Annotated in this window: 17 protein-coding genes and 1 pseudogene; 13 read left to right on the top strand and 5 right to left on the bottom strand. The window is 50.3% G+C overall.

The genetic code is table 11. The annotated features are described in order from the left end of the window. The first annotated feature begins 475 nt into the window (after positions 1 to 475). The 4 genes from FE783_RS10155 (at position 476) to FE783_RS10145 (ending at position 7,541) form a co-directional block, all read left to right on the top strand. Positions 476 to 982, top strand: coding sequence for a VanZ family protein (locus tag FE783_RS10155; protein ID WP_138879242.1), 507 nt, complete (start codon positions 476 to 478; stop codon positions 980 to 982). Between the two features lie 552 nt (positions 983 to 1,534). Continuing rightward, on the top strand, positions 1,535 to 4,909 hold the full coding sequence (locus FE783_RS10150; protein WP_138879241.1) for a DNA polymerase III subunit alpha: 3,375 nt from the start codon (positions 1,535 to 1,537) through the stop codon (positions 4,907 to 4,909). Positions 4,910 to 5,005: 96 nt separating this feature from the next. Next, a complete protein-coding gene (locus FE783_RS37450; RefSeq protein ID WP_158301708.1) occupies positions 5,006 to 5,173 on the top strand; it encodes a hypothetical protein in 168 nt (55 codons plus the stop codon). 790 nt (positions 5,174 to 5,963) lie between these two features. Beyond that, positions 5,964 to 7,541, top strand: coding sequence for a DUF5050 domain-containing protein (locus tag FE783_RS10145; RefSeq protein WP_138879240.1), 1,578 nt, complete (start codon positions 5,964 to 5,966; stop codon positions 7,539 to 7,541). A gap of 398 nt (positions 7,542 to 7,939) precedes the next feature. On the opposite strand, the gene FE783_RS10135 is transcribed toward FE783_RS10145, so the two are convergent. Then, positions 7,940 to 8,164, bottom strand: coding sequence for a hypothetical protein (locus tag FE783_RS10135; protein WP_138879239.1), 225 nt, complete (start codon positions 8,162 to 8,164; stop codon positions 7,940 to 7,942). 71 nt (positions 8,165 to 8,235) lie between these two features. Between FE783_RS10135 and FE783_RS10130 the strand changes: the two genes are divergently transcribed. After that, positions 8,236 to 8,970, top strand: a complete 735-nt coding sequence (locus tag FE783_RS10130) for a hypothetical protein (protein WP_138879238.1) — start codon at positions 8,236 to 8,238, stop codon at positions 8,968 to 8,970. A gap of 230 nt (positions 8,971 to 9,200) precedes the next feature. Here FE783_RS10130 and FE783_RS10125 read toward each other — a convergent pair whose 3' ends face one another. Continuing rightward, on the bottom strand, positions 9,201 to 10,220 hold the full coding sequence (locus tag FE783_RS10125) for a LacI family DNA-binding transcriptional regulator (protein ID WP_138879237.1): 1,020 nt from the start codon (positions 10,218 to 10,220) through the stop codon (positions 9,201 to 9,203). Positions 10,221 to 10,625: 405 nt separating this feature from the next. Between FE783_RS10125 and FE783_RS10120 the strand changes: the two genes are divergently transcribed. From FE783_RS10120 to FE783_RS10100, 5 genes are all read left to right on the top strand, one after another. Continuing rightward, complete coding sequence (locus tag FE783_RS10120; protein WP_138879236.1) at positions 10,626 to 11,555, top strand: metallophosphoesterase family protein; 930 nt, start codon at positions 10,626 to 10,628, stop codon at positions 11,553 to 11,555. Next, positions 11,503 to 12,915, top strand: coding sequence for an ABC transporter substrate-binding protein (locus tag FE783_RS10115; RefSeq protein WP_138879235.1), 1,413 nt, complete (start codon positions 11,503 to 11,505; stop codon positions 12,913 to 12,915). Before FE783_RS10120 ends, FE783_RS10115 begins: the two co-directional genes overlap by 53 nt. A gap of 160 nt (positions 12,916 to 13,075) precedes the next feature. Continuing rightward, positions 13,076 to 15,400, top strand: coding sequence for a glycosyl hydrolase family 28-related protein (locus FE783_RS10110; RefSeq protein WP_138879234.1), 2,325 nt, complete (start codon positions 13,076 to 13,078; stop codon positions 15,398 to 15,400). A gap of 728 nt (positions 15,401 to 16,128) precedes the next feature. After that, complete coding sequence (locus FE783_RS10105) at positions 16,129 to 16,905, top strand: M55 family metallopeptidase (protein ID WP_138879233.1); 777 nt, start codon at positions 16,129 to 16,131, stop codon at positions 16,903 to 16,905. Positions 16,906 to 18,411: 1,506 nt separating this feature from the next. Further along, the gene (locus tag FE783_RS10100) at positions 18,412 to 19,320 is read left to right on the top strand and encodes a LysR family transcriptional regulator (RefSeq protein WP_138879232.1); all 909 of its coding nucleotides are present in this window, start codon (positions 18,412 to 18,414) and stop codon (positions 19,318 to 19,320) included. Between the two features lie 58 nt (positions 19,321 to 19,378). Here the strand turns inward: FE783_RS10100 and FE783_RS10095 are convergent, their stop codons facing one another. Both FE783_RS10095 and FE783_RS10090 read right to left on the bottom strand, forming a co-directional pair. Continuing rightward, a complete protein-coding gene (locus FE783_RS10095) occupies positions 19,379 to 19,669 on the bottom strand; it encodes a hypothetical protein (protein ID WP_138879231.1) in 291 nt (96 codons plus the stop codon). Between the two features lie 41 nt (positions 19,670 to 19,710). Further along, entirely contained in the window at positions 19,711 to 20,025 is a 315-nt protein-coding gene (locus FE783_RS10090) for an RNA polymerase sigma factor (protein ID WP_158301706.1), read from the bottom strand. Between the two features lie 248 nt (positions 20,026 to 20,273). Between FE783_RS10090 and FE783_RS10085 the strand changes: the two are divergent. The 3 genes and pseudogenes from FE783_RS10085 to FE783_RS10075 all read left to right on the top strand — a co-directional run bounded on the left by FE783_RS10085 (position 20,274) and on the right by FE783_RS10075 (position 24,036). Continuing rightward, positions 20,274 to 21,517: pseudogene (locus FE783_RS10085) on the top strand (amidohydrolase). A 4-nt stretch (positions 21,518 to 21,521) separates the two neighbouring features. After that, the gene (locus FE783_RS10080) at positions 21,522 to 22,763 is read left to right on the top strand and encodes an amidohydrolase family protein (RefSeq protein ID WP_138879229.1); all 1,242 of its coding nucleotides are present in this window, start codon (positions 21,522 to 21,524) and stop codon (positions 22,761 to 22,763) included. Positions 22,764 to 22,851: 88 nt separating this feature from the next. Beyond that, positions 22,852 to 24,036, top strand: a complete 1,185-nt coding sequence (locus FE783_RS10075) for an MFS transporter (RefSeq protein WP_138879228.1) — start codon at positions 22,852 to 22,854, stop codon at positions 24,034 to 24,036. An 888-nt stretch (positions 24,037 to 24,924) separates the two neighbouring features. On the opposite strand, the gene FE783_RS10070 is transcribed toward FE783_RS10075, so the two are convergent. Next, on the bottom strand, positions 24,925 to 25,803 hold the full coding sequence (locus FE783_RS10070; protein WP_158301705.1) for an AraC family transcriptional regulator: 879 nt from the start codon (positions 25,801 to 25,803) through the stop codon (positions 24,925 to 24,927). Positions 25,804 to 26,098 lie beyond the last annotated feature (295 nt).

The raw sequence follows: 26,098 nt of genomic DNA, 5'->3' as shown, positions 1-26,098 counted from the left end.
TAAGGGATATAAAAGATAAATGAGCTGATACGTTTGATTCAAATTAGAGCGGATAAGGGGAAGATTCATTCCTTGAAGTGCGATTACCGGCGCAAAAATTCATGAAATTTAAGAAAAAATTTTATAAATACCCGACTTTTTATTAAACAATTTTCCTTATCCTTATTGGAAGAGGTAAGAAGGAAACTGAAATGAAGACGGGTTTTTTTGGTTTTCCTCCATTTGCTGCTCAGTTATGAAGTAGAAGCCGGAGCTCGCAAACGACAGCCACAGCAACGAAAAACGAATGATACATGTGACAAGCAATAAGATTTATCAGGGAAGTCTGTTGTTGATCAATAAGTAATATTTAGTTTGAACATCAGTAGGGTGTCGCATCGGATTGATCTATCTGATTGATAGCGAAAATGAGAGATCTCTTAATATCCTAATTAATAGCACGACCCTTCATGACTCAAAAACGAGGACGAGAAAAATGAAACTAACGAAACTAATGAATCGAATTGTGGTGCCAGGACTGTTTGCCTTGTATATGCTTATCTTATTTAGAATCATTTTATTTAAGTACGGCTCGATTGATATGGACTTTCTGTGGTATCGACTGCAGAAAAATCTAGAGAAACCTGAGTATAGCATGCACCGGATGCTGTATGGTAATTTTATTCCGCTTAAAACAATTTCCGATACCGTTCTAAGTCCGTCAATCCATGAAGTAATCAATTTTGTCGGGAATATCTTGGCATTCATGCCGTATGGAATTTTTATTGTAATATTGTCTAAAAGCAAAATGATTTCGCTTAGTGGAGTATTTATCCGATCACTGGGAATGAGCTTACTCCTAGAATGCTTGCAGGTCTTTTTTTCCATCGGAAATTTCGATGTAGATGATCTGATCCTGAATACTTCTGGAGGTCTATTAGGGTATGGTATTTTCTGTATTTTCAGGTTGAATGGCAAGAATATAGGCATTAAACAATTGTAAGGCTCTCGTCTTAAGCCATTAACCTAACGGATACGATAGCTCGATCGTTACACGACGGCAGCCGGCCAAAATGTTCGGCTGCCGTCGTTGCGCTAACGGACAGATTACTTCAGCAACAAATGTGACTGTAATTTGTAATAAACTTGAAATTATCGGTTCACTTTGCATTAATAAATGTAGCCTATAATAAGTGTTGACCCCCTTATTAATATAAATCTTAACCCCATAGCCCGTTGCTATGGGGCATTTTTTTGCCATTGGACTAAGGGCAGTTTACGCTGAAACGGATTGGCAGAATGCGCGGACTTGTCCATAGCCTGATAGCAGGAGATTTAGAAAGTGATTTTTGTCGTATTTTATCCCCTGTTATATGTTTACTATCGAACATATGTGCGATAAAATTGGGATGGATTAATTTTACATTTCGAAGAATGATTATCGAAAAGAGTGTGTTGAGCAATGGGTTAACCGTTATCACTGAACATACCGAACAGGCTGAACGACATTATCATTATTATAAAATGATAGAAAATAAGATAGGGATGAGTATGCATGGAACGTTTTGTGCATCTGCACGTGCATAGTGAATACAGTTTGCTAGACGGGGCGGCCCGGATCGAAGATTTGGCCGCCCATGCGGCCGAGCTTGGCATGACGTCGCTTGCGCTGACCGATCACGGCGTCATGTATGGAGCGGTACCATTCTATAAAGCGTGTACGGAGCGGGGAATCAAACCGATCATCGGCTGTGAAGCATACTTTACGGCAGGCTCGATACGCGACAAAGGAAGCCGGCAGAATCAGCCGGTTTACCATTTAATCCTGCTTGCCAAAAATGAATCGGGCTATCAAAATTTAATGAAACTCATCTCGATCGGCCATTTGGAGGGCTTTCACTACAAGCCGCGTATTGATGCCGAGCGATTGGCGGAATATGCCGAAGGCTTGATTTGCTTAAGCTCCTGCCTCGGGGGGGAGATTTCCCAGCATCTACTTCATGCAAGGCACGCGGAAGCGAAGCTGGCCGCCGAAAGGTATCGGAATATATTCGGCGACGATTTCTTTCTGGAGCTGCAGGATCACGGGCTGACCGAGCAAAAGAAAGTGATGCGCGACATGATTGCGTTGAGCAGGGAAACCGGAATCCCATTAATCGTCACGAACAATGTTCATTATATTAAGGCTTCGGATCATGCGGTCCAGGATGTGCTGATTAGCATCGGCACCGGAAAGACGGTAGGTGATACTGACAGGCTACGTTTTACGACCGATCAATTGTACTTGAAAAGCGGTGAAGAAATGCGCAGGCTGTTCGCTCACGTCCCTGAGGCTTTGGCCAACACGGCCGTTGTGGCGGACCGCTGCGATCTGAAGCTGGAATTCGGCGGCTCGATTTTGCCTGAATTCCGGCCGATACCAGAAGGGTTAACCGCCGGAGGGTATTTGGCCGAATTGTGCCGGCAGGGGCTTGCCGCCCGGTACGGTTGGAGCCGGGATGGACGTCACAAGGATGATGGTGGCGTTACAGTCGATGCTTCATATCGGCGGATGATAGAGGAAAGATTACAGTACGAGCTTACGGTCATTGAAATAATGGGGTACTCCGACTATTTTCTAATCGTCTGGGATTTTATCCGCTTCGCCCATGAGCGCGGTATCGCCACCGGGCCGGGTCGGGGCTCGTCTGTCGGAAGTCTCGTCGCTTATTCGCTGAACATCACCGATGTCGATCCGATCCGGTACGGCCTGTTGTTCGAGCGCTTCCTGAACCCGGAGCGGGTATCGATGCCGGATATCGACATCGATTTCGACGACCTGCGGAGGGAAGAAGTGATCGCTTACGTTGCGGAAAAATACGGCAAAGACCATGTCGCGCAGATCATCACGTTCGGTACGATGGCCGCGAAGGCCGCATTGCGAGATGTCGGCAGGGTAATGAACCTGCCCTATAACGATGTTGACAGGGCTGCCAGAATGATCACCGGCCATCTCGGGATCACGCTGCAGGAGGCGCTTACGGTCAATCCCGAGCTGAAGGCGCTGGCAGCCAAGCAACCCAAAACCGCAGAACTGCTCGACATGGCGATGCAGGTCGAAGGGTTACCCCGTCACGCATCCACGCATGCGTCGGGCGTCGTTATTTCCCGCGAGCCGCTTACCCGGTACGTGCCGCTCCAAGAGGGGGCGGAGGGGACCGCTTTGACGCAATATTCTATGGAGCATCTGGAAGCGATTGGATTACTGAAGATGGATTTTCTCGGTTCGCGCACTCTTTCAGTAATCGAGCGTACATTGCGCTGGATTCGGGATTGGGACGGCATCGAGATCGATTTGCGGAAGCTTCCGGAGGACGATCCGGCCACGTATGCGATGCTGTGCCGCGGTGAAACGGTGGCTGTTTTCCAATTGGAGTCCGCCGTCTTCCGACGACTGTTGAAAGAAATGAAGCCGTCGGAGTTTGAGGATATTATTTCCGTCGGAGCATTGTACCGGCCGGGACCGATGGAATTTATCCCTAAGTATATGAAGGCCAAGCACGGGGAGATTGAGACGGAGTATCCCCATCCGTCGCTGGAGCCGATTTTACGCGATACGTACGGGATTATCCTCTATCAGGAGCAGATCATGCATATAGCCGCCAAGATGGCGGGATTCAGTCTCGGCGAGGCCGACTCGCTGCTGCGCGCCGTTAGAAAAAAGAAGCGCGAGGTGCTGAACGAGGAACGTACCCACTTTATCCGCGGCAGCTTGCGGGAGGGCTACAGCGAGGCCGACGCCAACAAGGTGTACGACATGATCGTGCGCTTCGCCGACTACGGCTTTCCACGTGCGCACGCAACGGCCTATGCTGTCGTGACCTTTCGTACGGCTTGGCTGAAGGCACACTATCCCGTGCCGTTCATGGCGGCGACGCTGGCGTCCGTCATGGGCAACCATCGCAAGGTGGCCGAATACGTCGATGAATGTCGGCGCATGAAGATTGCAGTGCTGCCTCCCGACGTGAACGAAAGCAATGAGGCGTTTACTCCTGTCCATCCGCGACGGAGCAGCGAAGAGCAGAACGCCGGCTTGAACTCGGAATCTCTTAACGAAGATACCGGCGCTCGAGCGATACGCTTTGGGCTTGCCGCGATCAAAAACGTCGGAACGCAGGCGATCGAAGCCATAATCCGTGAACGGAATGGCGTGCCTTATAAAGATTTGCTCGATTTTATCAGACGGGTGGATCTGCGGGTATGCAACAAGAGGGTGATCGAATCCTTGATTTTGGGAGGTGCGTTCGATTCTCTCCCCGGCCACCGGGCGCAGCTGTTGGCCGTAATGGAACGGATGATTGAGGCGGTGCTGAAATGGAAAAAGGAGCGAGAGGAACTGCAACTGCACTTGTTGGGCTTGACCGAGAAGGTGAATTGGACGATCGAATACCCCGACGTCGCTCCGTATACCCGGCTTCAGAAGCTCGCGCTGGAACGTGAACTGCTCGGTATGTTTATTTCCGGCCATCCTCTCGACGCTTATGAACCGCTGCTGCAAGAGCTCGAAGCCATGCCGCTTCATCAGCTGGCAGAAGAGCCGGATTTAAGCGAGGTGACCGTGGCGGGGATGATTGTATACTGCAAAAACTTCCTGACCCAAAAAGGTCAGGCCATGGCTTTCGTGAAGCTGGAGGATCGCATCGAAAAGGTCGAGGTCGTCATTTTTCCGGAAATCTGGAAAAAATATGGAAGCCATGTACAGAAGGAGCGCCTCATGCTCATTCGCGGCAAGCTGCAGCAGCAAGACGCCGGCGTCAAGCTGCTTGCCGACCGCCTTACGCCGTTGGACGTGCCCAGTGCGCGCGAGACCGCGCTGCGTTGGCGCACCGCACCAATGTCGCGCCCAACCGCCGGCCGTTCATTGGATCAGATTAATACAACATTATTGTAAATACCCCATTTGGGGTATGGTAAGGATTTCCTTCAATAGTTATTATGATATTGATCAAATACATGCAAAATCAGATACGGGAAGGAAGAAGATAGCATGGCGGCGGAAGAAAAAAAATCGGCTGAAATCGAACTGACAGAGGAACAGAACCTGATAGAGGTTGAGGACTTGCCTGAAGAGCTATCCAATGATCAAATGAATGAAGTACATGGGGGTTGGGGAGGCGCCCGTAACTATCTAAGACCTAAAGTTAGAGGAGCTTAAACAAAGATACTCATTAAAGATCTGCGGCTATTGTAACGCGGAAGGCCGTAAGTAGGCGTCACGGTGACCTGCTCTTAATCATTGAAGAACGGAAGGACCGTTCGAATACCATGGGACAAAAGTCTTCCGCAGTTACCGCGCATTTCGAAGCCGAATCAGATGTGATTTCTAATGCACCATATGATATTTACATTCTACTTGTCTTACAAAAAAACGATTACGGAGGAGCTTGCCATGCGGCGGCTCCTCTTTCATTTGTTGAAGTAAGACGGGCAGTTCCTCTGACAATCAACAAAATGAGCATGTAAAGAAGCTAAAGATGTATGTGAGCCCGGACGGCGCGCTCGAGTAGCGGCACGTTCGCTGATCAGGAGAAGCAGTTGCTTTTGCGGGGACCCGGTCTATGAGCTGAAACGCTGCATTGCCACTGTCGAGGTGGGGGACTCTGGCGGGAGGAGCGGTATCGGCGCGGAAGGAGAGGCACTGTCGGTTCAACGCATTGGTATGTAGGGACGAGTTGGAGGAGTGGACGCCGTTTTCTTCGACGCTCGAAGCCATCGCAGATACGCAGAGATTGGGATTCTTAGTGCGAGGGTCTGTTTCTTGGCGCGGACAAACGACAAGAACTTGACCCTTTTGTTGACGCGCGACAAGAACTTGACTCTTTTGCCGAAGTAAAGTGGAGACGCTCAGCTAGATGGAGCAGTTTTGTGCAACCTTTTTTTGGATTGAACGTCAATATATCATACAAATAATGACTCGTATGGTTCAAAAAGGAGAGAATGGAACTATGATAAAAAAATGGATCGGGTGTGCGGTTGTATTTTCATTATGTTTGAGCTTGTTGGCACCTGGCGGACTCAGTCGAGCTGCTGATGCGAGCGTAAGGGTTACGCTGCCGGACTTTACGGTGAACCTGAATGGACATGCGGTCGAAAATCAGTACCGAGATTATCCTCTGCTAGTTTATCACGGTATCACCTATTTTCCGATGACGTGGTACGACAGCAGACTGCTCGGTTTGGAAGCGAATTGGGCGCCGGACGACGGTTTGACCATCAAACAAAGCCAGGTGACCTCTTCGTATGTGCCATACAAGTCCGAACGTCGCAACTCGGCCTCCTACGCCGCGGAAGTTCTCGCATCTGCCGTCATGGTCAACGGGAAGGCGATCGACAACACAAAAGAAGAATATCCGCTGCTAAGCTTCCGGGATGTAACATATTTTCCGTTGACTTGGCGCTTCGCGCACGACGAATTCAAATGGGGTTACCAGTGGAGCGATACCGATGGACTTGGCATCACGTCCGAAAACCCGCAGGTGCAATCGGTCCAACTTCCTGCATATTCCGGTGAGAACGATGTTGCACTTTTCAAGGGGTATTACTATTTTGTCGAGACGACGGATATGACGAACCATGTATATCGGGCTCCCATGCAGCAGCCATACGACAAGGAAGAAATTTATTCCTATAACGTCACAACATATGGACTACAAAAGCAGGCAGCCTTTCAAATCCGTGACAATACGCTGTGGTTTACCTACCACCTCGGGGGAGCCACTATGGGGCACGACGAGTTTGTGAAAATCGGCGACAACGGCAAGGCGGAGCTATTATATCGAGGGTATCTGGACTTCCGTGAAACCCCTTATGGCACATTGATCATCAATTTCGGTGTTCCCCCTAGGAGTGGCAATCTTTATTTGTCCCCTCCTGGGCCGGAGGGTGGGAACCGCAATGCTGTTGGCGATGCGAACCTGATGTACGGCTGGCATGTCACGTACGGCAATGGTTTCGGGGCAGGCCGCGACGGTTCCTCTACAACTATCATCAGCGATGATATTTATGTATTGGCATCACGTGGTCAAACCGACCCGAATAAAATCTACAAAATCAACCTGAAGACAGGTGAAACCGGCAAGATCGTAAATGCCGAAGTAAGCCGTTTTCGAATCTTCGACAGTAAGCTTTATTATGTCAAGGACACGGACAGCGCTCTATACTCAGCCGAACTGGACGGAATGGGCGAAATGAAACTGTCCGACCATGCAGTGTCATGGTTTGATAACATCGACGGCAACCTATTTTACACAACAATGAAGGAAGCGAACCGATTCGAACTGTACTATGCCGATCCATATGGGGCAGATCCGCTCGTTTGGTCAACGCCGGTCAGCAGCGTTCAAGTCTTGAATGGTCGGATCGTATGCCGGTTTGGCGAAACCGATAACTACGGCGTCATACTGCTGGACAGTTCAGGTCGCCTGCTGCTGGAAGTGGCGGATTCGATCTCGCGCGTGCTTACATCCGACGAAGGGGTTTTACTCGAATCCGCCCGAGATTCCTCGGTCTTATTCATTCGTTGAAGTAATACTGATTTCATTTGTGATAGCAACATATTGACGAATACGATAGTTAGATTGCCAGAAAGGCCGTCGTTTATTTAGATGGCCTTTTGGAACGTTCAGACAGAAATCTGCCCAAACACTGTACAGGATATCCCTTTTATTAGTTTTGGCAGTGCCTTATGAAGTAGTATTGAGCTGACTCGGAAAAAGGGTGGATCTCGGAGCGGCGAACGTGGATACACGTTCAACTCCGCGGCTTCGTTTTGAGCTTCGGTGATAGCGAGCTTTGAATACAACTCCAACGACTTGCGGCTTTTGTGGCCCGGAGTACGGTTGTATGAGCGCGTCGTCGAATCATAGAATACCTAAAAAGCGCCCTTGAGGACACTTTTTATGCGTATATCGATGGCTTTGCCTCACTGCTCAATTTGTACTATAAAGACATAGTTTGCATCTCCGGTAATATATTTTTCGGAAATCTTCCATTGAGCAAATATCTGATACACATAAACTCCTTCTTCTGATGGAAATGAAAAGACATTATTTATGAGCTGTTCATTTGCGGACTCAATCTGCTGCCCAATTTCGATACGATACGTAGTAACCGTTTGCTCACCTAAACGGGCAGGATAACGTAACAAAAAGGCTTTTCTTGCATCTAACAATATAAGGAAAATAATCAAGAATTATGCGGATCGGGAGGATGGTTATTTTGAGAAAATGGATGTTTGGATTAGTGTGCGGGTTTATTTTGACACTTCTGACGGCAGCGGTGCCCTCTTCAACGATTCAAGGAACTCTTTTTCCGAGCATGGTTACGATCCACAACGGAAAGGATGTAGAAGCTATTGATGTCTCTGGAGATAATGGCGTAATCAATTATAATAATAAGGCTTATATCCCATTAAGGCTTTTTTCTGAAAAGATGGGTGCGTCAGTCGGATACGAGCCGGGATCGGAAGCGACGAACTGGGCGCATAAAATCGATATTTACCAAGGAAAGCCCGTGATCGAGTGGAGATTAATGCGGGTGGGGGTACTGGTATCGAATTGCGCTCCAGGTGTCCCGTTTTTTATTTCTCCCGGGGGTGCTTATGAGAATGACCGAGCTTTTTATGCCCAAATCCACAACAATATGAAAGAAGATATATCGGTTAGTCCAATTGAACTAACTTTTCAAGTTCGTGCAGGTCATGAGGTTGTATATAGCCACAAATTGCCGCCTTTTTCGGGGGTAATTCCAAGTTCATTCGCTTATGTTGCATCATTTACATGGGACCATACCGGAATGGACGGCAAGGAAGTACCGCCGGGGGATTATTTCATTGAACTGGTTCGTCCTTCTACGGTAAACTACCAAGTACTCGACAATAATGAGCAAAAGACAGTTAAAATTGAAAGGAGAGGCGGCTGCAACTTGGGTTATTATGGAGTTACATTTAAATGAATCGTATAATCGGAGTCCAATGTTTTAGGTGTACCGTCTTAATAGAGGATGTTGAAGAACCCGCATTAGTGAAAAGAAAAGGCTGTGCCTTAAGCCGTCGGCGGCTTCGGGTACAGCCTTTCGATATAGATGGGGAAAAGTGCGGTTAACCGTTAAACAAAGACTCGTCTACACGGTCCAGCATAGATCGGCCCGCCGGAGCAGGAGCCCGGTTAATCCATTTGCAGCTATTAAGCCCGCATACTGGATTCGCGAATTTTGAGATGCGGCTGCAAATATTTAATTTTTTCAACATTCTTTCCTTCCAGCACTTCATTCAATATTTGCACCGCCATACTGCCGAGATCGGACATATTTTGCGTTACGCTGCTCAGGCTGGGAGATATATAATTGCAAAACTGAATATCGTCATATCCGACAACGGAAACATTCTGCGGAATTTGGATTCCCGACGCAATCAGCTTTTTCATGGCCCCAATCGCCATCAAGTCATTGGTAGCAAAAAGGGCATCAAATTCGGCTCCTTTGCTGAGAAGAGCGCCGCATGCGTTGTATCCTCCCTCCATCGTATCTTCAGAGGCTTTCATAATAAGATTATCATCTACCGCTAGATGGTTGCGGCTAAGCGTTTTGAAGTAGCTGTCTTTTTTGACGACACTGGGGTAGGAATTATCGTATCCATAAATGAAGGCGATTTTGGATCGCCCTGTGTCGATCAGATGTTGAACGGCAAGAGCAGTGCCTTCCGCCTCATCCGATATCACGCTGTATATATTTTTCCCGACTACCGAGTGATTTGTTAACACAACGGGAACTCGCTCCGCCGTTTTCATGATGTGCTCGCTATGCGCTTCACTTAAGTTGCGGCCGCCGGCAAAAATGATTCCGTCAACCTGTTTTTTCAGAAACAAATCCACGTAATGTTCCTCTTTTTGAATATCGTTGAACGTGTTCCCGAACAGAATGGAGTATTGATTGTCGAACGCGAACTTTTCAATCGTATGCAACATTTCCGCATAAAAAGGATTTTGCACCTTTGCTATAAAAACACCGATCGTTTTGGTGCTTCGGGAGACCAGGCTTTGAGCCAGCGCGTTCGGAGTGTAGTTCAACCGTTCCATAATGGCGTGGATTTTTGTTCGGGTCTTTATGTTTACTTTATCCGGGTTATTGATCGTCCTCGAAATGGTTGCAACGGACATTCCCGCTTCTTTAGCAATGTCATAGATGCTTGCCCTTTTTTGATTCACTAGTTTAGTTCCTTTCGCGTGCAGTATGCATAACGCTTATCGTTTTAATTTATGTAAACCGTTACATTAAATTATATCGGACAATGAAGCTGAATTCAATTGTGAACAGCGCTTTATTAAAGAGATTGTTAAAACATAATAAACTGTCATCTAATGTATTGTTGCAGTCGATAGGATCGGTTATAATGTAATGGGTTACATCAATTATGTGGAGGTGATGCAAGATTACTCTAATAATTAAACGATTTTATGGATTGTTTTGATAACTATTAGTGAAATGGGTTACATTTATTTTGCAAGTTCCAGAGGTGGTGATGGGTGAGCCGTATTAGTTTTGTTTGAGCGTTATGCTGAATGTCACCTTGCAATACATAAAAAAATCGCGGTTACGGGGGAAGTCGCAAGATGTCGAAACATACTGTCAGATTTGGCGTTGTCGCCGATGTTCACTTGGATTTTATGTACCAGGCCGAGCCCCGGCTGAAACAGTTCATCGATCATATGAATCGCGAACAGGTCGATTTTGTCATCCAGCTTGGCGATTTTTGCTATCCGCATCCAGAAAACCGGTTTTTCATGGACACCTGGGAGAGGTTCAACGGCCCTCGTTTCCATGTGCTGGGCAATCATGACATGGATGTGTGCGACAAGTCGACCGCTATGGCGTACTGCGGAATGGAGCGAAACTACTATTCGTTCGACAGTGGTTCCTATCATTTTGTTGTGTTGGATGCAAACTATCTTTGCATCGATGGCAAGTATACGGATTATGCATTCGGGAATTACCACCAATTTCCCGAGGCGAATAATAATTTGACTCCCGAACAGCTTCATTGGCTGCGCGCCGACCTGGCGGCGAACGACAAGCAAACGATCATCTTCAGTCATCAAAGCCTGGAGTCTCGTTATTTATCGGGGATTCACAATCACGAGGAATTTCGGACTATCCTTAAAGAAGCGAACGAGCAGGCAAACTTCCAGAAAGTAATAGCTTGCCTGAACGGCCACCTGCATCTCGACGGCGTGAGGGTGATCGACGACATTTACTATATTCAGATGAACAGCATGTCATATTTCTATATGGGCAAAAACTACGAGTCGGTTCGTTATTCGGAGGAAATCACCGCCTCGCACAGGCTCTTGTCGCGGTGTGCGCCGTATGAGGAAGGACTGTACGCCATTGTATCGTTAGAGCCAGGTCTTCTTGCGATTGAAGGGAAAGAAACAATTTACGTCGGTCCTTCGCCGCTCGAGTGCGGTCACCCGAACTCCGCCAGCGGGCATGTGCTTGCACCGCTCATTTCCACAAGGCGGCTTCCGTTTTGGGCGAAATAGAAGATGGATCAGTTTGCGAAACCGGGAAACGGTTCGTAAATTCACGGGAGGAATCATGTTGAAGAGAAACTTGTGGTTACTAAAAACGACTCTATTGATCGCCTTACCCCTGGCGGGATGCGGGCAAACTTCTTCAAGCGGCGATAACTCGGAGACGGGATCAGTAGATCAGTCACCCGTTACGGTTACCTTAGGATTTCTTCCCGGATGGCTGACAGAAGAAGAGCGGAAACAATATATCATCGATCCCGTCCAACAAAAATACCCATGGATAACCGTAGAAATGAAGCCCTACGTAAAAGGAAGCTCTCTCGCCGAGCTTGTCACAGCGGGTGAGACGCCCGACATTATTATCGAAACGAACATTTACGGCTTTAGCAGCTGGTCTGATCTGGGATTGATATACCCGCTAACCGATTTGATCAAGACCAATAAAATGGACTTGAACCGGTTCGAGCCGGAAGTGCTGGACGCGGTCAAAGCGGCTACCCAGCGAAGCGATCTGGTCGCCATACCGTACACAAGGCATTTTTCCGCTTTGTATTACAATAAGAACATTTTCGATAAATTCGGCGTTCCCTATCCGAAGGACGGCATGACCTGGGAGCAAACGTACGAGCTCGGCAAAAGGCTGACAAGACAGGATAGCGGCGTTCAATACCGCGGTTTGGAAGTCAACGTCATCGAGCGGATGGCTTCGCAGCTATCCCTTCCTTATGTCGATCCGAAAACGAATCAAGCGCTCGTCAACACGGATCAATGGAAGAAGGTTTTAGACTTTGCCACCAAAGTTTATCAAATTCCAGGCAATAACCAAATAGCAACTTATGGAAAAGCGGCCGAAACGATGCTCAACGGAACTTTGGCCATGTATGCCTCGCTCAATGATATTATGGGTTACAAGCTTTATAACAGCCCGGATGTATGGGATATGGCGACTTACCCGGAATGGCCGGAAGCACCGGGTCTCGGTACGCGGGTAGACGCTCATGCAATGGGGATTTCACCGACAAGCAAAAATAAAGATGCCGCTTTCAAAGTCATCATGGCGATTACCTCCGATGAAATTCAAATGGATATGTCGAGGCATGGTAAATATTCCGTCATGAAGGATCCAAAATTCTCCAGTTCTTTCGGTGCGGATATGGATTTTATGAAAAATAAGCATATTGAGGCCATTTACAAAACAAAACCGGCCAAAACATTTATTCCAACCAAATACGATTCCATCGCTATGTCGGCGATGAATGCTGCAGTAAGTAAAATGGTTAAAAATGGCGTCGACTTGAATACTGCGTTAAGGGAGGCGGAAGAAAGCATCATCAAGCAAATTAGCGAGAGGGTAGCTGCAGGCAATTAAGCGCGGTCGCGGTGAAATTACCTTGGATTTGAGCAATCTTAGGTAAAAAGGGAGGGCCGTTGCCGCCAGCAGCGGCCTTATTTAATGCGTTCCGCTCACTTCTGAAAAGGCTGAAGAACATGATTTAAAAAGCTATACCAATTCAGGGAGGTATATTCGAGTGAAGAAGAATCCGGAAACCAAGAACGCAACCGAAAAGAATTCGACTATAGAAGGACTATCCGAACAAGCGCAAGCAGCACGAAACAGCCGGATCAGCCGCAGAAAATTGCTGGCCTCTATTGCCGTGACGGGTGCTGCCGTAGTTGCGGGAGGAATGTCGAATGCAGTTAGAGGGGAAGCCTCCGTTTCGTCAAGTGTGTACGGGAATGGGGACGACAAGAATAAAAAACCGAAGATGGATGCCGATAACGTTACGTACCGTTTTGCGGTTGAACAGCCGGAACGGATTGTCAGCGACAAATTGCGCGAGTGGATTAGCGTGAGGGATTTCGGCGCGAAGGGAGACGTGCTTACGAATGACACGGCAGCATTTCAGACCGCGATAGATTGGGCACGGAGCGAGGGCAGGAGAGAAATATATATTCCTGCAGGAACGTATCACGTTCCCGGAACATTAACGAACGTCTCATCCGTCGTATTAATAGGAGATAACGTTCGGTTTACTTCCGGATCGTATAAGACGTACAGCCTATCCGAAAGCCTGGCTCAAATCAACACTATCTCCAGAGCGGTTGGAGTCAATGTTGTGGACTATCAGCATCTCATTCCAAACCAAACCGCGGATGCCGCCGATTGGGATTGGAGCCCCGCTTTTCAAGGCGCATTGAATGAAGCCAAGACCGGCCCTGTACAGGTTATAGTTCCTTCCGGTACATATAAGTTGAAAGGTCCACTTAAAGTATACCGAAACACGCATCTTAAGCTCAATATGGCTACACTTGTTCGATCGCATGCAGGCGCGTACCTTTACAACGGGGATCCGGGAGAAACGTTCGGCGGATATGACGGACACGGGAATATCGTCATTGAGGGCGGTGTATTTGAAGGGAACATTGCTAATTTTCCTAGCGGATATAACGCAATAATTTTACTCAGAGGCAGGAATATTACGTTCAACAATGTCGAAATCCGCGATATTGTTGGGGGGCATGCCGTCGATATGAATGCATGCGAGGACGTATCGTTCTACAAGTGCCGGTTTCTCGGATTTCGCGATCACACAGGAAACAGTGCTTTTCGCGAAGCTATCCAGATTTCCAATCAGACTAGCGACTCGCTCGGGTCGGATCCGAATGGTTTTGGCGTCAACGACGGTACGCCTTGCCGGAACATCCGCGTGACCGACTGCTATTTCGGCGCCAGCGGAACGACGGGCATGCAAGCATGGGCTGCCGGTATAGGAAACCATAGCGCGGTTCATAATTTGTGGAACCATAACATCAAAGTTCACGGATGTACGTTTGAAGGCATGACTTATGCGGGGATTCGGTTATTTAAATTTTCAGATGTGGATATTTCCGGAAATACGTTCATTGGTTGTACGAGGGGCGTGAAGCTGGACAGCGCATGGGGCGGCTCGTCCTTAGCCAACCGGGACGCATCCGGGTTGAATTCCAAATTGCCGCAAGCGGGGAAAAATATCCATATTGCCAATAATATTTTCAAGGATATAAAAAATGAAAGCGTGGTCATTACGGGGGCCGTATTCGGAACGATTGCCGCTTACTACGATAACGTAAGCATTCTCGGCAACATGTTCGATCATCAAGGGATTATGTCGCCTTCAAGCAATGCGAATGTCATTTATCTTTCGTGGGCAAGCCATGTGAAAATCGATCATAACAGCATAAAGAAAGGATATCGGGGCGTTTATTTGGCTTATGTTGCCGATGTAATCATCGGGGATAGCAACTCCGTGACAGACGTTACCGCCGATGGCATGCTCGTCACGGAGCATGATGTCTCCTTTAACGTTCCAATACCCGGGGAGCCGGGCTACGATGCCTCGATTACGGCGGCATCGGTTAAAACCTGGTACAAAAGCAAAGGGTACACAACCAATATTCAAATCGGACGTTCCCGGTTAAAACGGATCGGCAGGACGGGGGTTTATTTGAACTATGTATGGGGCTTTAAAATCGACGGGGTCACCATAGATAGTGCCGCCACGGCGACTGACGCGGACCGTGACGCGATCCGGATCGAGAACAATGCGCGGAACGGTGAAATATTGTTCCCTACCGTAATCAAAAATCGTGACTATACATCCGGAACGGGCGGGGCGAACCGGTATGCGGTGAATGTGCTGAGCAGCTGCCAAAATATTAGGCTCCAAGCGGGGGAACTGGAAGGGAAGGGATCACAGACCATCCTTCTAGCCGGTACGAACGTATGGAACGGCTATTACATTTTTGCTCCGAACGGGGCCCGGTATAAAGCAACAATCGGCAACGATGGCCTACCCGTTTATACCATCGGGTAGTCTTGGCCGTCCACGAATAGGCGGCTCCGAGGCAATTATATGCTAATTTGCTCCGTGAGCAGTCAAGCAGGTGTTCTGATCCCGCGTAAGAAGCACATCTGTTTGTGTCGCAGTTTCACGACACAAACAGATGTTTATAACGATTTTGCGACACAAACATATGCGCATAATCGCGGTTGGCTTTTCGTATATCGAAAAAAAACGTATCGATTCCGCAAGACTGTTCCGTGGCCGGATTTGACGACCTGTATGCCGAAGTGACGATTTCACAGCATCGATGAGGTTTCCGCTTAGCGAGGGCGACGAGAAGGCGGCGGAGCTGCTATTGAAGCGGATCAACGCGAACGGGTGTGTACAACAAACTTATTGTTAAATTATGAGTTAGTCGATCGTGAATCTACGGCCATGTGCATCTCGCATTGAACGGATAACATTTGTGAAAGCACTTGCAAAATAGTCATTGACATCACAAATAAAATTAACTACTATATTGAATTAAATGGATACCGCACCCGCGTGATTTTTTTTGCAAACTGTACGAAAAGGTAAGGAGGTGTTATTACTACTTCCCCAAAAGAAAAACAAATTATATTTGTATATTTACGCAATAAAAATCACGCGCGTGATTTTTCTTTCGGGAAACGTAGGAAAAAGCCGACGCTGCGCTGGCCGCCGCTGTAATAAAGTAACCGTTGGCGCAAAAATATATTTTGGGGAGAGACCACACGATGAAATTTTTCATATTGACCGATCTAGAAGGAGTTGCGGGAACGGATTTGTTCACCCAGACGAGAAAGGGCTCGATGAAAGAAAGTTCCATGAGACAGCTTACGCATGAAGTCAACGCTTGCGTGGAAGGGATTCGCACCGTTTATCCCGACGCCGTAATCGATATTTGGGACGGGCATGGGAACGGCGGAATTTTGCCAGAGGAGCTGATCGACGTCGACGTCAACTATATCGGGAGAACTCCGCCATCGAAGCCCTATTACCGGCTTGAGGGATATACGGCCATGCTGGTTGTAGGCCAACATGCGATGGCCGGTACGATCGACGCTCCACTCAATCATACGTACACGACTGAAGTGATGTACTATCGTCTCAACGGCGTGTTTATCGGCGAATTCGGGGCGCGGGCGTTAGTCGCCGGCACGCAATCCGTTCCGACGATATTTCTGGCGGGCGACGACAAGGCGGCATTGGAGGCGAAAATGTTTATACCGGAAATCGAGACGGTTGTAACCAAGTATGGAAAAGGCGTAGAGAGCGCGATTCATCTCGATAAAGCGGAGTCGTGCGCGCGCATTAAGGAAGGGACGATTCGGGCGATGTGCCGGATCGGGGAAATACCGCCTTTTGCAGCGATCAAGCCTCCGTACCGGTTTGAAGCCCGGAACTTGGCTCCAATCGGCAAGGAATGGATGGCGAAGCGGCCGCATTTAAAGTTTATCGACGAACAAACGTACACTATTGAAACGGACGATTTAAGCAAGCTGCCTTTTTGACGGAAATGCTAGCTCACGATCTCCCTAACAGGGATATGCAGCTTCAAGAAAACAAAGAAGGACTGGAACAGCCTTAAAGCAGGCTTCCAGTCCTTGCCTTCTTCTTCCTTCCTCCTTCCGTGTCAAGGTTTGAGGCGATGTTGTCGTATACTTCTGCAGGCTTGGCCACCTGCTCGACTTTATGGACCTCATTCGTCCACCCTCATTCGCCGCTATATCCGCCGCACCATGCACGAGCGGCCTTTTATGCGCTGATCACCCATATTGACGACCAGATCGGCCCCGCCTGATCAATGCCTTGCAAGGAGGGATCCGGGTCAATGAGGTAATAGAACTGCAGGATATTATGCCGACGTTGCTTCACGCGGTGGACGTGCCGTCCCCTAAGATTGTAGATGGAATAAGCCTGCTCCCGCTTTGTAGGGGGGAGCATCCCGAATGGCGGTCTTATATCCACGGCGAACATCTTTATGGCATGTTATCTCCTCAATTCGCAACCAATGGCCGGGAGAAATTTGTTTGGTCAAAGATTTATTTACGGTTAACTCTGGCGAGGAGCAGCTGCCGGTCCGATTAATCCGGGATTGGGAAGTCGGCTGCTCATCCGTTCGAGGCAGCTGAACAAAGTAAATTAGAGGAGGAAAGGACCATATGAAACTGTTTATTTCGGCCGACTCAGGTGTTTATTTGAGCATAAAGTGAATCCTGCCGCATCGTCATATCGAACCCGAAAGGGACAAGAGGGAGCCGAGCTTTGTATTGAATGGCGAAGGCCACGGTACGCGTGAAGGACTTTGGAGAAGCAGCGCGGATGAACCTTCCGGTGTATGGGGATCGGCATGCAGCCACAGTTATGACTGGAACTAGGGAGATCTTACCTAGCACGACAGCGTCGTAAAGCGCGAACCTATAAGCCCGAAGGGTGAAATGGGTAGCGGCGGGAAGGGAGTCGGAGAGGGTGGAAGTACCTGTGAACCCAGGACAACACAACCTGGGGGAGGAAAGCACCCTTGCTTTGTTCACGGGTATCGATGGAGGTAAGAGCGGGTGAATGCAGTGAAATCTGCTAACTACACCCAAGTAAAAATTCGAGAACTCCAAAGATCCCTCTACCTTGAAGAGTGCAGAATCATTGATCCGTAAGGTTATCATTGTGATTACTGCCACTGTAGCAAGGAACCGTCGATTTACTTCGCTGCCGATCGGACAGCTGCTCGCTTATCTGCGACACGGAGCCGCATCGATTCGCCAGTCCACGGTTGCGGAAGGTTGGAGTTACGGCCGCAGCTTCCGTAAGCCTCGTTTATATGATCCGGCTTTGGAAAGGATCATGGGTGTTAGTAGGCCGGTAAGCCCGAACTTATTGGGTCCCAGCGGGGCTACGCGCAAACGCAGCTACGGCCTTCCGCTTGCACAGCGCATATGCTACGATAGCGTATATGTTAAACATCAATGAAGGTAAATTTCCATACTTTTAACGTATGGCACCCAAGGAGTAGTGCGCGAATGGATATACGACAGCTCCGCTACTTTATCGCAATTGCGGAAGAACGGCAAATTACGGCCGCGGCCCGAAGGCTTCATATCGCCCAGCCGCCCCTTAGCCAGCAGCTTCGCTTGATGGAGCGGGAGTTGGGCGTAAGACTGGTCGAGCGCAGCGGCAAGCAGTTCGAGCTGACGCGGGCGGGGACGATTTTGTACAAGCGGGCGATCAGCATCGTGAAGCTAATGGAAGAGTCGCAAATCGAGGTGAAGGATACCGGAAACGGGCTGAGCGGGCAATTGACGATCGGGGTCAATACGCTGTCCGACGAACGGCTGCCGAATCTGCTGAGGGTTTTTCGCGAGCGGTATCCGAGAATTACGTACAAAATTCAGCAAAACGAATCGGCACAGCTATGCAAAATGGTGAAAGAGCGGGCGATCGAGCTGGCCCTTGTCCGCTTCCCGCTCGAGCTCGGCGAGTTCTCGATCATGCATCTGCGAACCGAGCCGTTTTATTTCGTTACGGCCGGAAGCGGCAAAGCGGTGCATGGAAAAGTGACGTTCGAGCAGCTTGCCGGCCATCCGCTCGTCCTGCCGAGCACAGCCGGACTTGGCGTATACCAGATGATCGTGGAGGAGTTTTCGCGAAGGCGTCTGCAGCCGAATGTCATCTGCGAATGCTCGGATATCGCCATGCTGCTTGAACTCGTATCGGCCGATTTTGCCGCGACGATCGTCCCCGAAACCACGCTGCGCGTACATCGCGGCTACGACGTACAAGCGTACGAGATCGAAGGCTCTACCTTAGCGGCATCCTCCGTGCTTATCTGGCTGAAGGACCACGAGCTATCCAAAGCGGCGCAAAACTTCATCGCACTGCTGCAAAGCGAGAGCGTTGGCGGCGAACATGGAGATTCGAGTCGCAAATAGGGCGGCAGGATAACTCCACAAGCTACACTTGATAGCAGCTGCACATTCGCAATAGTTCCTACGAGACGACCACACTCTTTTCCCGCTTGGCGACAACTGTGGCTCCAATCATACCGATAACCGCAACAGATGCGCATACGAGAATTTCGGGTGCGTCCAGTTTGCCACGGAAGATAGCACTGAAAACGACGTTGTTATACGATAAGGCCATGTTTACCGAAAGTACGGCTATCCCCGCAACCGCAACGCCGACGGGAACCGTTTTAATCAGCATCGTCACCACATTCGTACTGAACCGCGCAAGGATAAAGGCGAAACATCCCGCGCCGACGCTTAGAACAACGATCATTCCTGCAATCTCCCACCTCGCATCTTCAGCCTTATACCGTGTCATCCCTCCAGGCTCGGGCTGACGCTCCGGGCCATAACGCGGTAGGCGCGCGAGCGGAACCAGTCCACAACCTTATTGGCGGCAATCCGGTACAGCCATGTTCGGAAATGAGCGCCTCTCCTTGCATCGTAATGTCCGATTGTCCTGAGCACGGAGATAAAGATTTCATGTGTCAGGTCCAAGGCGACGTCCGCGTTTGAGATTTGTTTTCTCACAAAGCAGTAAATCTCGTCGTAATAATGCCGCACCAGTTCATCGGTGGCGGCGCGGTCGCCGCTTCGCCGGATTTTCTTGATAAGGCGCAGCTCGCCCAACCGCACTACCTCCTTTGTACCGTCCTCTATTTGTATATTTGTTTTGTTTAGAAAATAGTTTCAACAGGTGCTTACCTTTATTTTTGTTTCTTGTTCATTCATCATATGAAAAACATATGAATGCACAATTTTATTAATATTATTCCTATACATTCCGCAATGGTAACATACAATTAGACAGCATGCATGACCGGAAAACCACATGGAACCGGCGGAATAAATAAACGATAGATCGGGAGGGAAACCATATGCATCAAGCTTATTGGCTGAAACAGGTGCGCCTCGAGACGGGACATGTGATCGAGGACGGTGCTATTGTTGGAACGAATACCGGCTTCTTCAATCTGCGGATCGAAAACGGGACGATAACGGAGATTGCGACCGAAAACGAACCGCTTACCGAAGCGGGTGCAGGTGCAAATTTGCCCGTTCTGGAAGCGCACGGCCGGCTCGCGCTGCCCTCATTTGTAGAGAAGCACTGCCATCTGGACAAAACGCTGCTCGGCGACCGGTGGCGTCCCGTTCGACCCGTCGCTTCGATATTCGAGCGGTTCGATATCGAAAAAACACGCTGCCGCGGCTGGCAACCTCGATGAAGGAGCGCGCCGAGACGCTGCTCGGCATCCTGCTCCACTCCGGCTCGACGCATGTCCGTACGCATGTGGACTTGTACCCGGAAGCCGGGCTTCGTCACCTGGAGGCGGTGCAGGAGGCGCTGGCTGCCTTCGACGGCAAATTGTCGTACGAAATCGTTGCGTTTCCGCAGCATGGGCTGCTACGCACAAACTTATCCGGGCTCGTTAGGGAGGCTCTACGCCAGGGCTGCGGTCTGGTCGGAGGCGTTGATCCGCACGCCGTCGACGGCGATATGGAGCGATCGCTACAAACGACGATGGAGCTGGCCGTAGAAGCGAATGCCGATGTCGACTTGCACCTGCACGACGGGGGGCGCCCCGGGCTGGATACGATCAGACGGCTGGCGCAATTGACGGAGGAGGCGGGTTGGCAGGGTCGCGTCTCGATCAGCCATGCGTTCGCGCTCGCCGATATGGCCGGGCAGGAAGCAGAAGACATAGCGAAGCAGCTCGCCGGGCTCGGCATCACGATCATTACAAGTGTACCGCTCGGTCGTTCCATACCGCCGGTCCCGTTTCTTCACGCTAGAGGGGTACAGGTTGCGGTCGGCTGCGACAACATTTTCGATTCGTGGTCGCCCTTCGGAAACGGCGACATTCTCGAGAGGGCCGGACGGCTTGCGGAGCGTTTCGGAAGAGGCACGGAGCCGGCGCTCTCCGAAACGCTAGGCTTCATTACGGGAGGCCGTACGCCGCTTGCGAAGGACGGGCAGCGGGTGTGGCCGCAGCCGGGCGACGAAGCGAGCATCGTGTTTGCCGAGGCGTCCTGCTCGGCTGAGGCGGTCGCCCGGAGAGCGAATCGTCCGGCAGTTATGTACAAAGGAGCGGTCGTGTCGGGATCGCTGGAGAGAGGGTGATGGGATGACGCATTCGGTGTATTGGCTCACGAACGCCCGCCTGGAAAGCGGCTATTGCCGCGAGGAAGGCGACATTGTCGGAACTGAGACGGAGCTTTGCCATGTTCTCGTGGATAACGGCCGTATTGCCGCTATCGTACCCGCGAGCGGCGGCGAGCCCGCGGACGGCCTTCCGCGGCTGGATGCAGCCGGACTGCTGATGCTGCCGGCCTTCAAGGAAATGCATATTCATATCGATAAAACATATTACAGCGGTCCGTGGCAAGCGGTGCGTCCCGTCTCCGGCATTTTCGGAAGAATCGCGGAGGAGCGCGAGCTGCTGCCGAAATTGCTGCCGACGGCGCAAGAGCGTGCGGAGAATATGCTGCAAATGCTGCTCGGCTACGGCTCCACCCATGTGCGGACTCATTGCAATATCGATCCGGTTGTCGGCCTGCAAAATCTCGAAGCGACGGTGCGGGCGCTGGCCGCCTTCGAGGGTAAGCTGTCGGCCGAGGTCGTCGCCTTCCCGCAGCACGGCCTGCTTCGCTCGGATGCGGTAGGGCTTGTCCGGGAGGCGATGAAGTACGGCGCCACCCATGTCGGCGGCGTAGACCCGTCGTCCGTCGACGGGGACATCGGGAAGTCGCTGCAAACGATCATGGACATCGCCGCTGAAGCGAATGCGGGAGTCGATATCCATATTCATGACCGCGGCGAAGCCGGTATCGCCACGATGCACCGGCTCGCCGATCTGACGGAGGATGCGGGTTGGCATGGCCGCGTCACGGCCAGCCACGCCTTCGGCTTTGCGGGCGACGGGACCGCTGCCGCCGAGCTAGCGGAGCGGTTCGCCGGACTCGGCATCTCCGTCACCTCGACTGTTCCGTTCGGAGGCACGATCATGCCGATTCCGATGATGAGCAGCAAAGGCGTCCGCGTCGAGCTCGGCAACGACAGCATAACCGACCATTGGTCTCCGTTCGGTACCGGCGACTGTCTCGAGAAGGCGGGAAGGCTCGCCGAGCTGTACCGGTTCGTGGACGAGCGTTCGCTAGAAGAATCGCTCGGCTTCATCACCGGGGGAGTCACACCGCTGAACGCGGATGGCCTGAGGGTATGGCCAGCCGTCGGAGACGCGGCCGACGCAGTATTCGTCCGGGCTTCATGCTCTGCGGAGGCGGTGGCGCGCAGGGCGGGCCGCGAAGCGGTATTATTCGCAGGGAAGATCGTCGCGGGAGCGCTGGCGAATGCTTCTGTCGAATGAACCGGAGACGGCGCGCCGGTCATGCCGCCAGAGCCCATCCAAAGGAACGGAAGCTGTAACTCGACATTCCAGACAAAAGAGGTAACGAATGCTTTCCAAATCTGCTTTTCCGCTGCTGCTGCTGAATATGTTTCTCGCCAATCTCGGCATGGGGATCGTCATTCCGATTATGCCGGATCTTCTCCGGGAGTACGGGGCGGGTGGACAAGCGGCGGGGTATCTGGTTTCCAGCTTCGGCTTGACGCAATTCCTGTTCTCGCCCATCGCGGGTAATCTATCCGATCGTTTCGGCCGCAAGCCGATGATCGTAACCGGGCTGATCCTGTTCGCCGTCTCCAATCTGGCGGCGGCTGCTGCGGAGGACTTGTCCCTGCTGTTCGTTTCGCGATTGATCGGCGGGATGGGCTCGGCCGCCCTCGTCCCGTCCATCATCGCTTACGCCGCCGACATTACGACCGACAAGAATCGAAACAAAGCGATGTCATGGATCGGCGCTTCGATGTCGTCCGGATTCATTATCGGTCCCGGCATCGGAGGCCTGCTTGCCGAATGGGGCATCAAGTCGCCGTTTTTCGCCTCCGCCTGCATCGGAGTGCTGGCCATGGCTTGCAGCCTGCGAATGCTGCCGGAATCACTGCCGGAGGAACTGCGGCGGAAGCGAATGTGGGCGAAAGAGAAGCGGGATCATGTGTTCCGCCAAATCGCGCTTTCGGTTCGGTCACGTTATTTCCTTATGCTGCTGATCGTGTTTGCGATGACGTTCGGCCTTACGCATTTCGAAGCTGTTTTTCCTCTATATGTCGTTCAGGGCTACGGATTTACAACACGTGAAATTGCCGTGCTGATCACCTTATGCTCCTTGATCGGCACGTTCAATCAAATCGTGCTGACTGAGAGGCTCTCGAGGCGATTCGGCGAGAGGCGGATCATTGCCGCCATGCTGCTGCTGTCGGCAGTATCGCTCGTCTGTCTGCTGTTCTCGGGGCAATTCATCTATGTAATGGCCGTAACCTCGCTTTTTTTTACGTTCAACAACATTTTGCGCCCGACGATCAATACGCTGCTGTCCAAGGATGCTGGGCAGGACCAAGGCTTCGTGGCCGGGATGAGCAACGCTTATACGAGCATTGGCACCATATTCGGCCCGGCGCTGGCGGGCGTGTTATTCGATATCCGCATCGAGCTTCCTTATGTATTCGGCGCTCTCGTGCTGCTCGCCAGCAGCTTCGCGCTGCTCCGACCGGCAAGACGGAAAAAGATTGAGCTGAGCTAACCGCTCCGGCTCAATTTTTATCGCATGTCGTGGTCCGATGCGGTTAATCAGCTGTGAAGCTAACTTTTTACCCAACAAATTCGACGTTGTTATCAGCCGTCCGGCTTGCCGGACGGCTTTTCTGCATCAGCGCGTTCAGCCAAGTCAGGCGAGCCGATAGCAGGAAAAATATGACCATCGCTCGGAATTGTTGACTAATGGACAGCGCTGAGAAAGCGTAAACGTGGGATTGAAATGATGCAGTGGCGCAGAAACCAAGAGTGAAGCAGATCTTGTGACGAGTAGCACAATGCTGAAAGCCGATGTTCTGCTAATCGGGCACCATGGCTCCAATTCTTCGACGAGTAATCCTTTCCTGGAACGTGTCAACCCAAGGTATGCGGTCATCCAATCCGGCAAAAATAAATAAGGACATCCGACATCGGAAATTCTTGCGAAGCTGGCAAACAAGAACATTGTGGTGTTACGTAACGATTTGTCGTTCTTCACGAAGGGGTATGGGTAGTAGATAGCGAGGCAACAGAGGAACGAGCTCGGTATATGAAGAAACTGATGGAAGATGTTTGGAACGACTGAGGAATTCGATCTAATGAGGGAATACTGGAATCTCGTTCCTCTACATGATATCGTGCTATAACCCGTTCGGCTTTGGCTGGACGGGGTTTTATTCGTTATTTGAAAATTTTTATAGGCCGTCCCATCTCGGGAAAATGTATAAACGAAGTCGATAGTGGCAGTTAATTACCAACTACAAATTTACGTTCACGAACGAGAAGAAGCCGTACAAGCTTGGGCTGGAAGTGATAAACGAGCGTCTGGAGCATGTCGGCCGCGAGCTGGTTCATCTCGTATGGCATTCGGTCGAGAATTATGTCGAGAATCCGCTCGTTATCTGTGCGGCTGAAGAGGACAACGAAATTGGCTGGGAAGTGTCCCGGTTGAGGTTTTAAATATCCGGGAAAATTGCGCCGCTGATGGAAAACCGACAGCATAGGCGATATCCGTCAAGGTCATATTGGGACAGTTCAGAAGCATCCGTTTGCTCTCCGACACGCGTTGTTGCAGAACGAACTGGTAAAATGTAATATTTTTTTCACGTTTGAACAGCCGGATCAAGTGCTCCGGACTGACGTGGAACATGCTGGCCACATGCTTTAACGAAAGGTTGTCCGGCAAATGCTCGACGATATAATCGCAGCAAAGCGACACGATATCTTGGTTACCGATATTCGCCGAAGCTTCCATGCTGCGGCGAATGTACACGGACAAAATGCTGAGCTGGGAGCTCACGACTTGCTTCCATCCGGTATGCTTCACTTGGATTTCATCCGACAGACGGGAAGCGATTTGTTTGATATCGGCAAACATCTCCGGCTCCAAATGGACTTGTTGGTACGCCAGAGCCGGCAAACGGACCATTTCCAGATCCGGTGCCAAGCGGAAACCGGCTTCACGCATGCTAGATTCGTCAAAGCAGACAACTGTTCGTTTATACTGGCAAGAGGGATCGATGTAGACTTGATGGGGCACTTTGCCCGAGAATACAAGTAGTTGGCCGGGATATTGCATACTCACATGATTTCCAATGACATAGGCGGCTTTTCCTTCTATCGTCAGATTGATTTCGATGCCGGGTTGAGTATGAAGACAGTAGTTGTGCGCGCGGAGGTGGTCTTTGCGCGCATAAACAGGATAAGATTTGAAACCGTTTTCAACAATGACGTTTAAAGTGGGTGGCGCTTTCAACAAGCTCTCGTTCAGTTTCATAACAAAAGCCCCCTTCCCTCCGTATTGATCCGTTCCCGCTTCTTTTGATTTCATTATAGGGCAATTCCAAAAAAATGAGAATAGCGCAAATTGCAAGTTTATGGCCGACGAACGTCAGTAAACGGAAGCGATCAATTTATCAGGGATATCCGGTCAATTTTTTTGAAGACGACAAAATGGGTCGAACTCTATAATTTTTTTTGAAGCCTTTGCGATTCATGCTCAAAGGCAATCTTGTCGGAAAGGAGCTAGTTCGAATGTCAAAAAACGAAGAACGGCATGAAAAGGGGCAACT

The sequence above is a fragment of the Paenibacillus mesophilus genome (genome assembly GCF_005938385.1).
Classification (GTDB): domain Bacteria; phylum Bacillota; class Bacilli; order Paenibacillales; family NBRC-103111; genus Paenibacillus_AB; species Paenibacillus_AB mesophilus.
Note: the sequence above shows the minus strand (reverse complement) of the source record. Positions and strands in the feature narration are given on the sequence as shown.

Bases quoted from the DNA above. Each gene is read 5' to 3' on its own strand.
- FE783_RS10070 (WP_158301705.1), bottom strand. From the start codon at position 25,803: ATGAAACTGAACGAGAGCTTGTTGAAAGCGCCACCCACTTTAAACGTC.
- FE783_RS10105 (WP_138879233.1), top strand. From the start codon at position 16,129: ATGAAATTTTTCATATTGACCGATCTAGAAGGAGTTGCGGGAACGGAT.
- FE783_RS10100 (WP_138879232.1), top strand. From the start codon at position 18,412: ATGGATATACGACAGCTCCGCTACTTTATCGCAATTGCGGAAGAACGG.
- FE783_RS10155 (WP_138879242.1), top strand. From the start codon at position 476: ATGAAACTAACGAAACTAATGAATCGAATTGTGGTGCCAGGACTGTTT.
- FE783_RS10120 (WP_138879236.1), top strand. From the start codon at position 10,626: ATGTCGAAACATACTGTCAGATTTGGCGTTGTCGCCGATGTTCACTTG.
- FE783_RS37450 (WP_158301708.1), top strand. From the start codon at position 5,006: ATGGCGGCGGAAGAAAAAAAATCGGCTGAAATCGAACTGACAGAGGAA.
- FE783_RS10095 (WP_138879231.1), bottom strand. From the start codon at position 19,669: ATGATCGTTGTTCTAAGCGTCGGCGCGGGATGTTTCGCCTTTATCCTT.
- FE783_RS10150 (WP_138879241.1), top strand. From the start codon at position 1,535: ATGGAACGTTTTGTGCATCTGCACGTGCATAGTGAATACAGTTTGCTA.
- FE783_RS10145 (WP_138879240.1), top strand. From the start codon at position 5,964: ATGATAAAAAAATGGATCGGGTGTGCGGTTGTATTTTCATTATGTTTG.
- FE783_RS10115 (WP_138879235.1), top strand. From the start codon at position 11,503: ATGTGCTTGCACCGCTCATTTCCACAAGGCGGCTTCCGTTTTGGGCGA.
- FE783_RS10075 (WP_138879228.1), top strand. From the start codon at position 22,852: ATGCTTTCCAAATCTGCTTTTCCGCTGCTGCTGCTGAATATGTTTCTC.
- FE783_RS10080 (WP_138879229.1), top strand. From the start codon at position 21,522: ATGACGCATTCGGTGTATTGGCTCACGAACGCCCGCCTGGAAAGCGGC.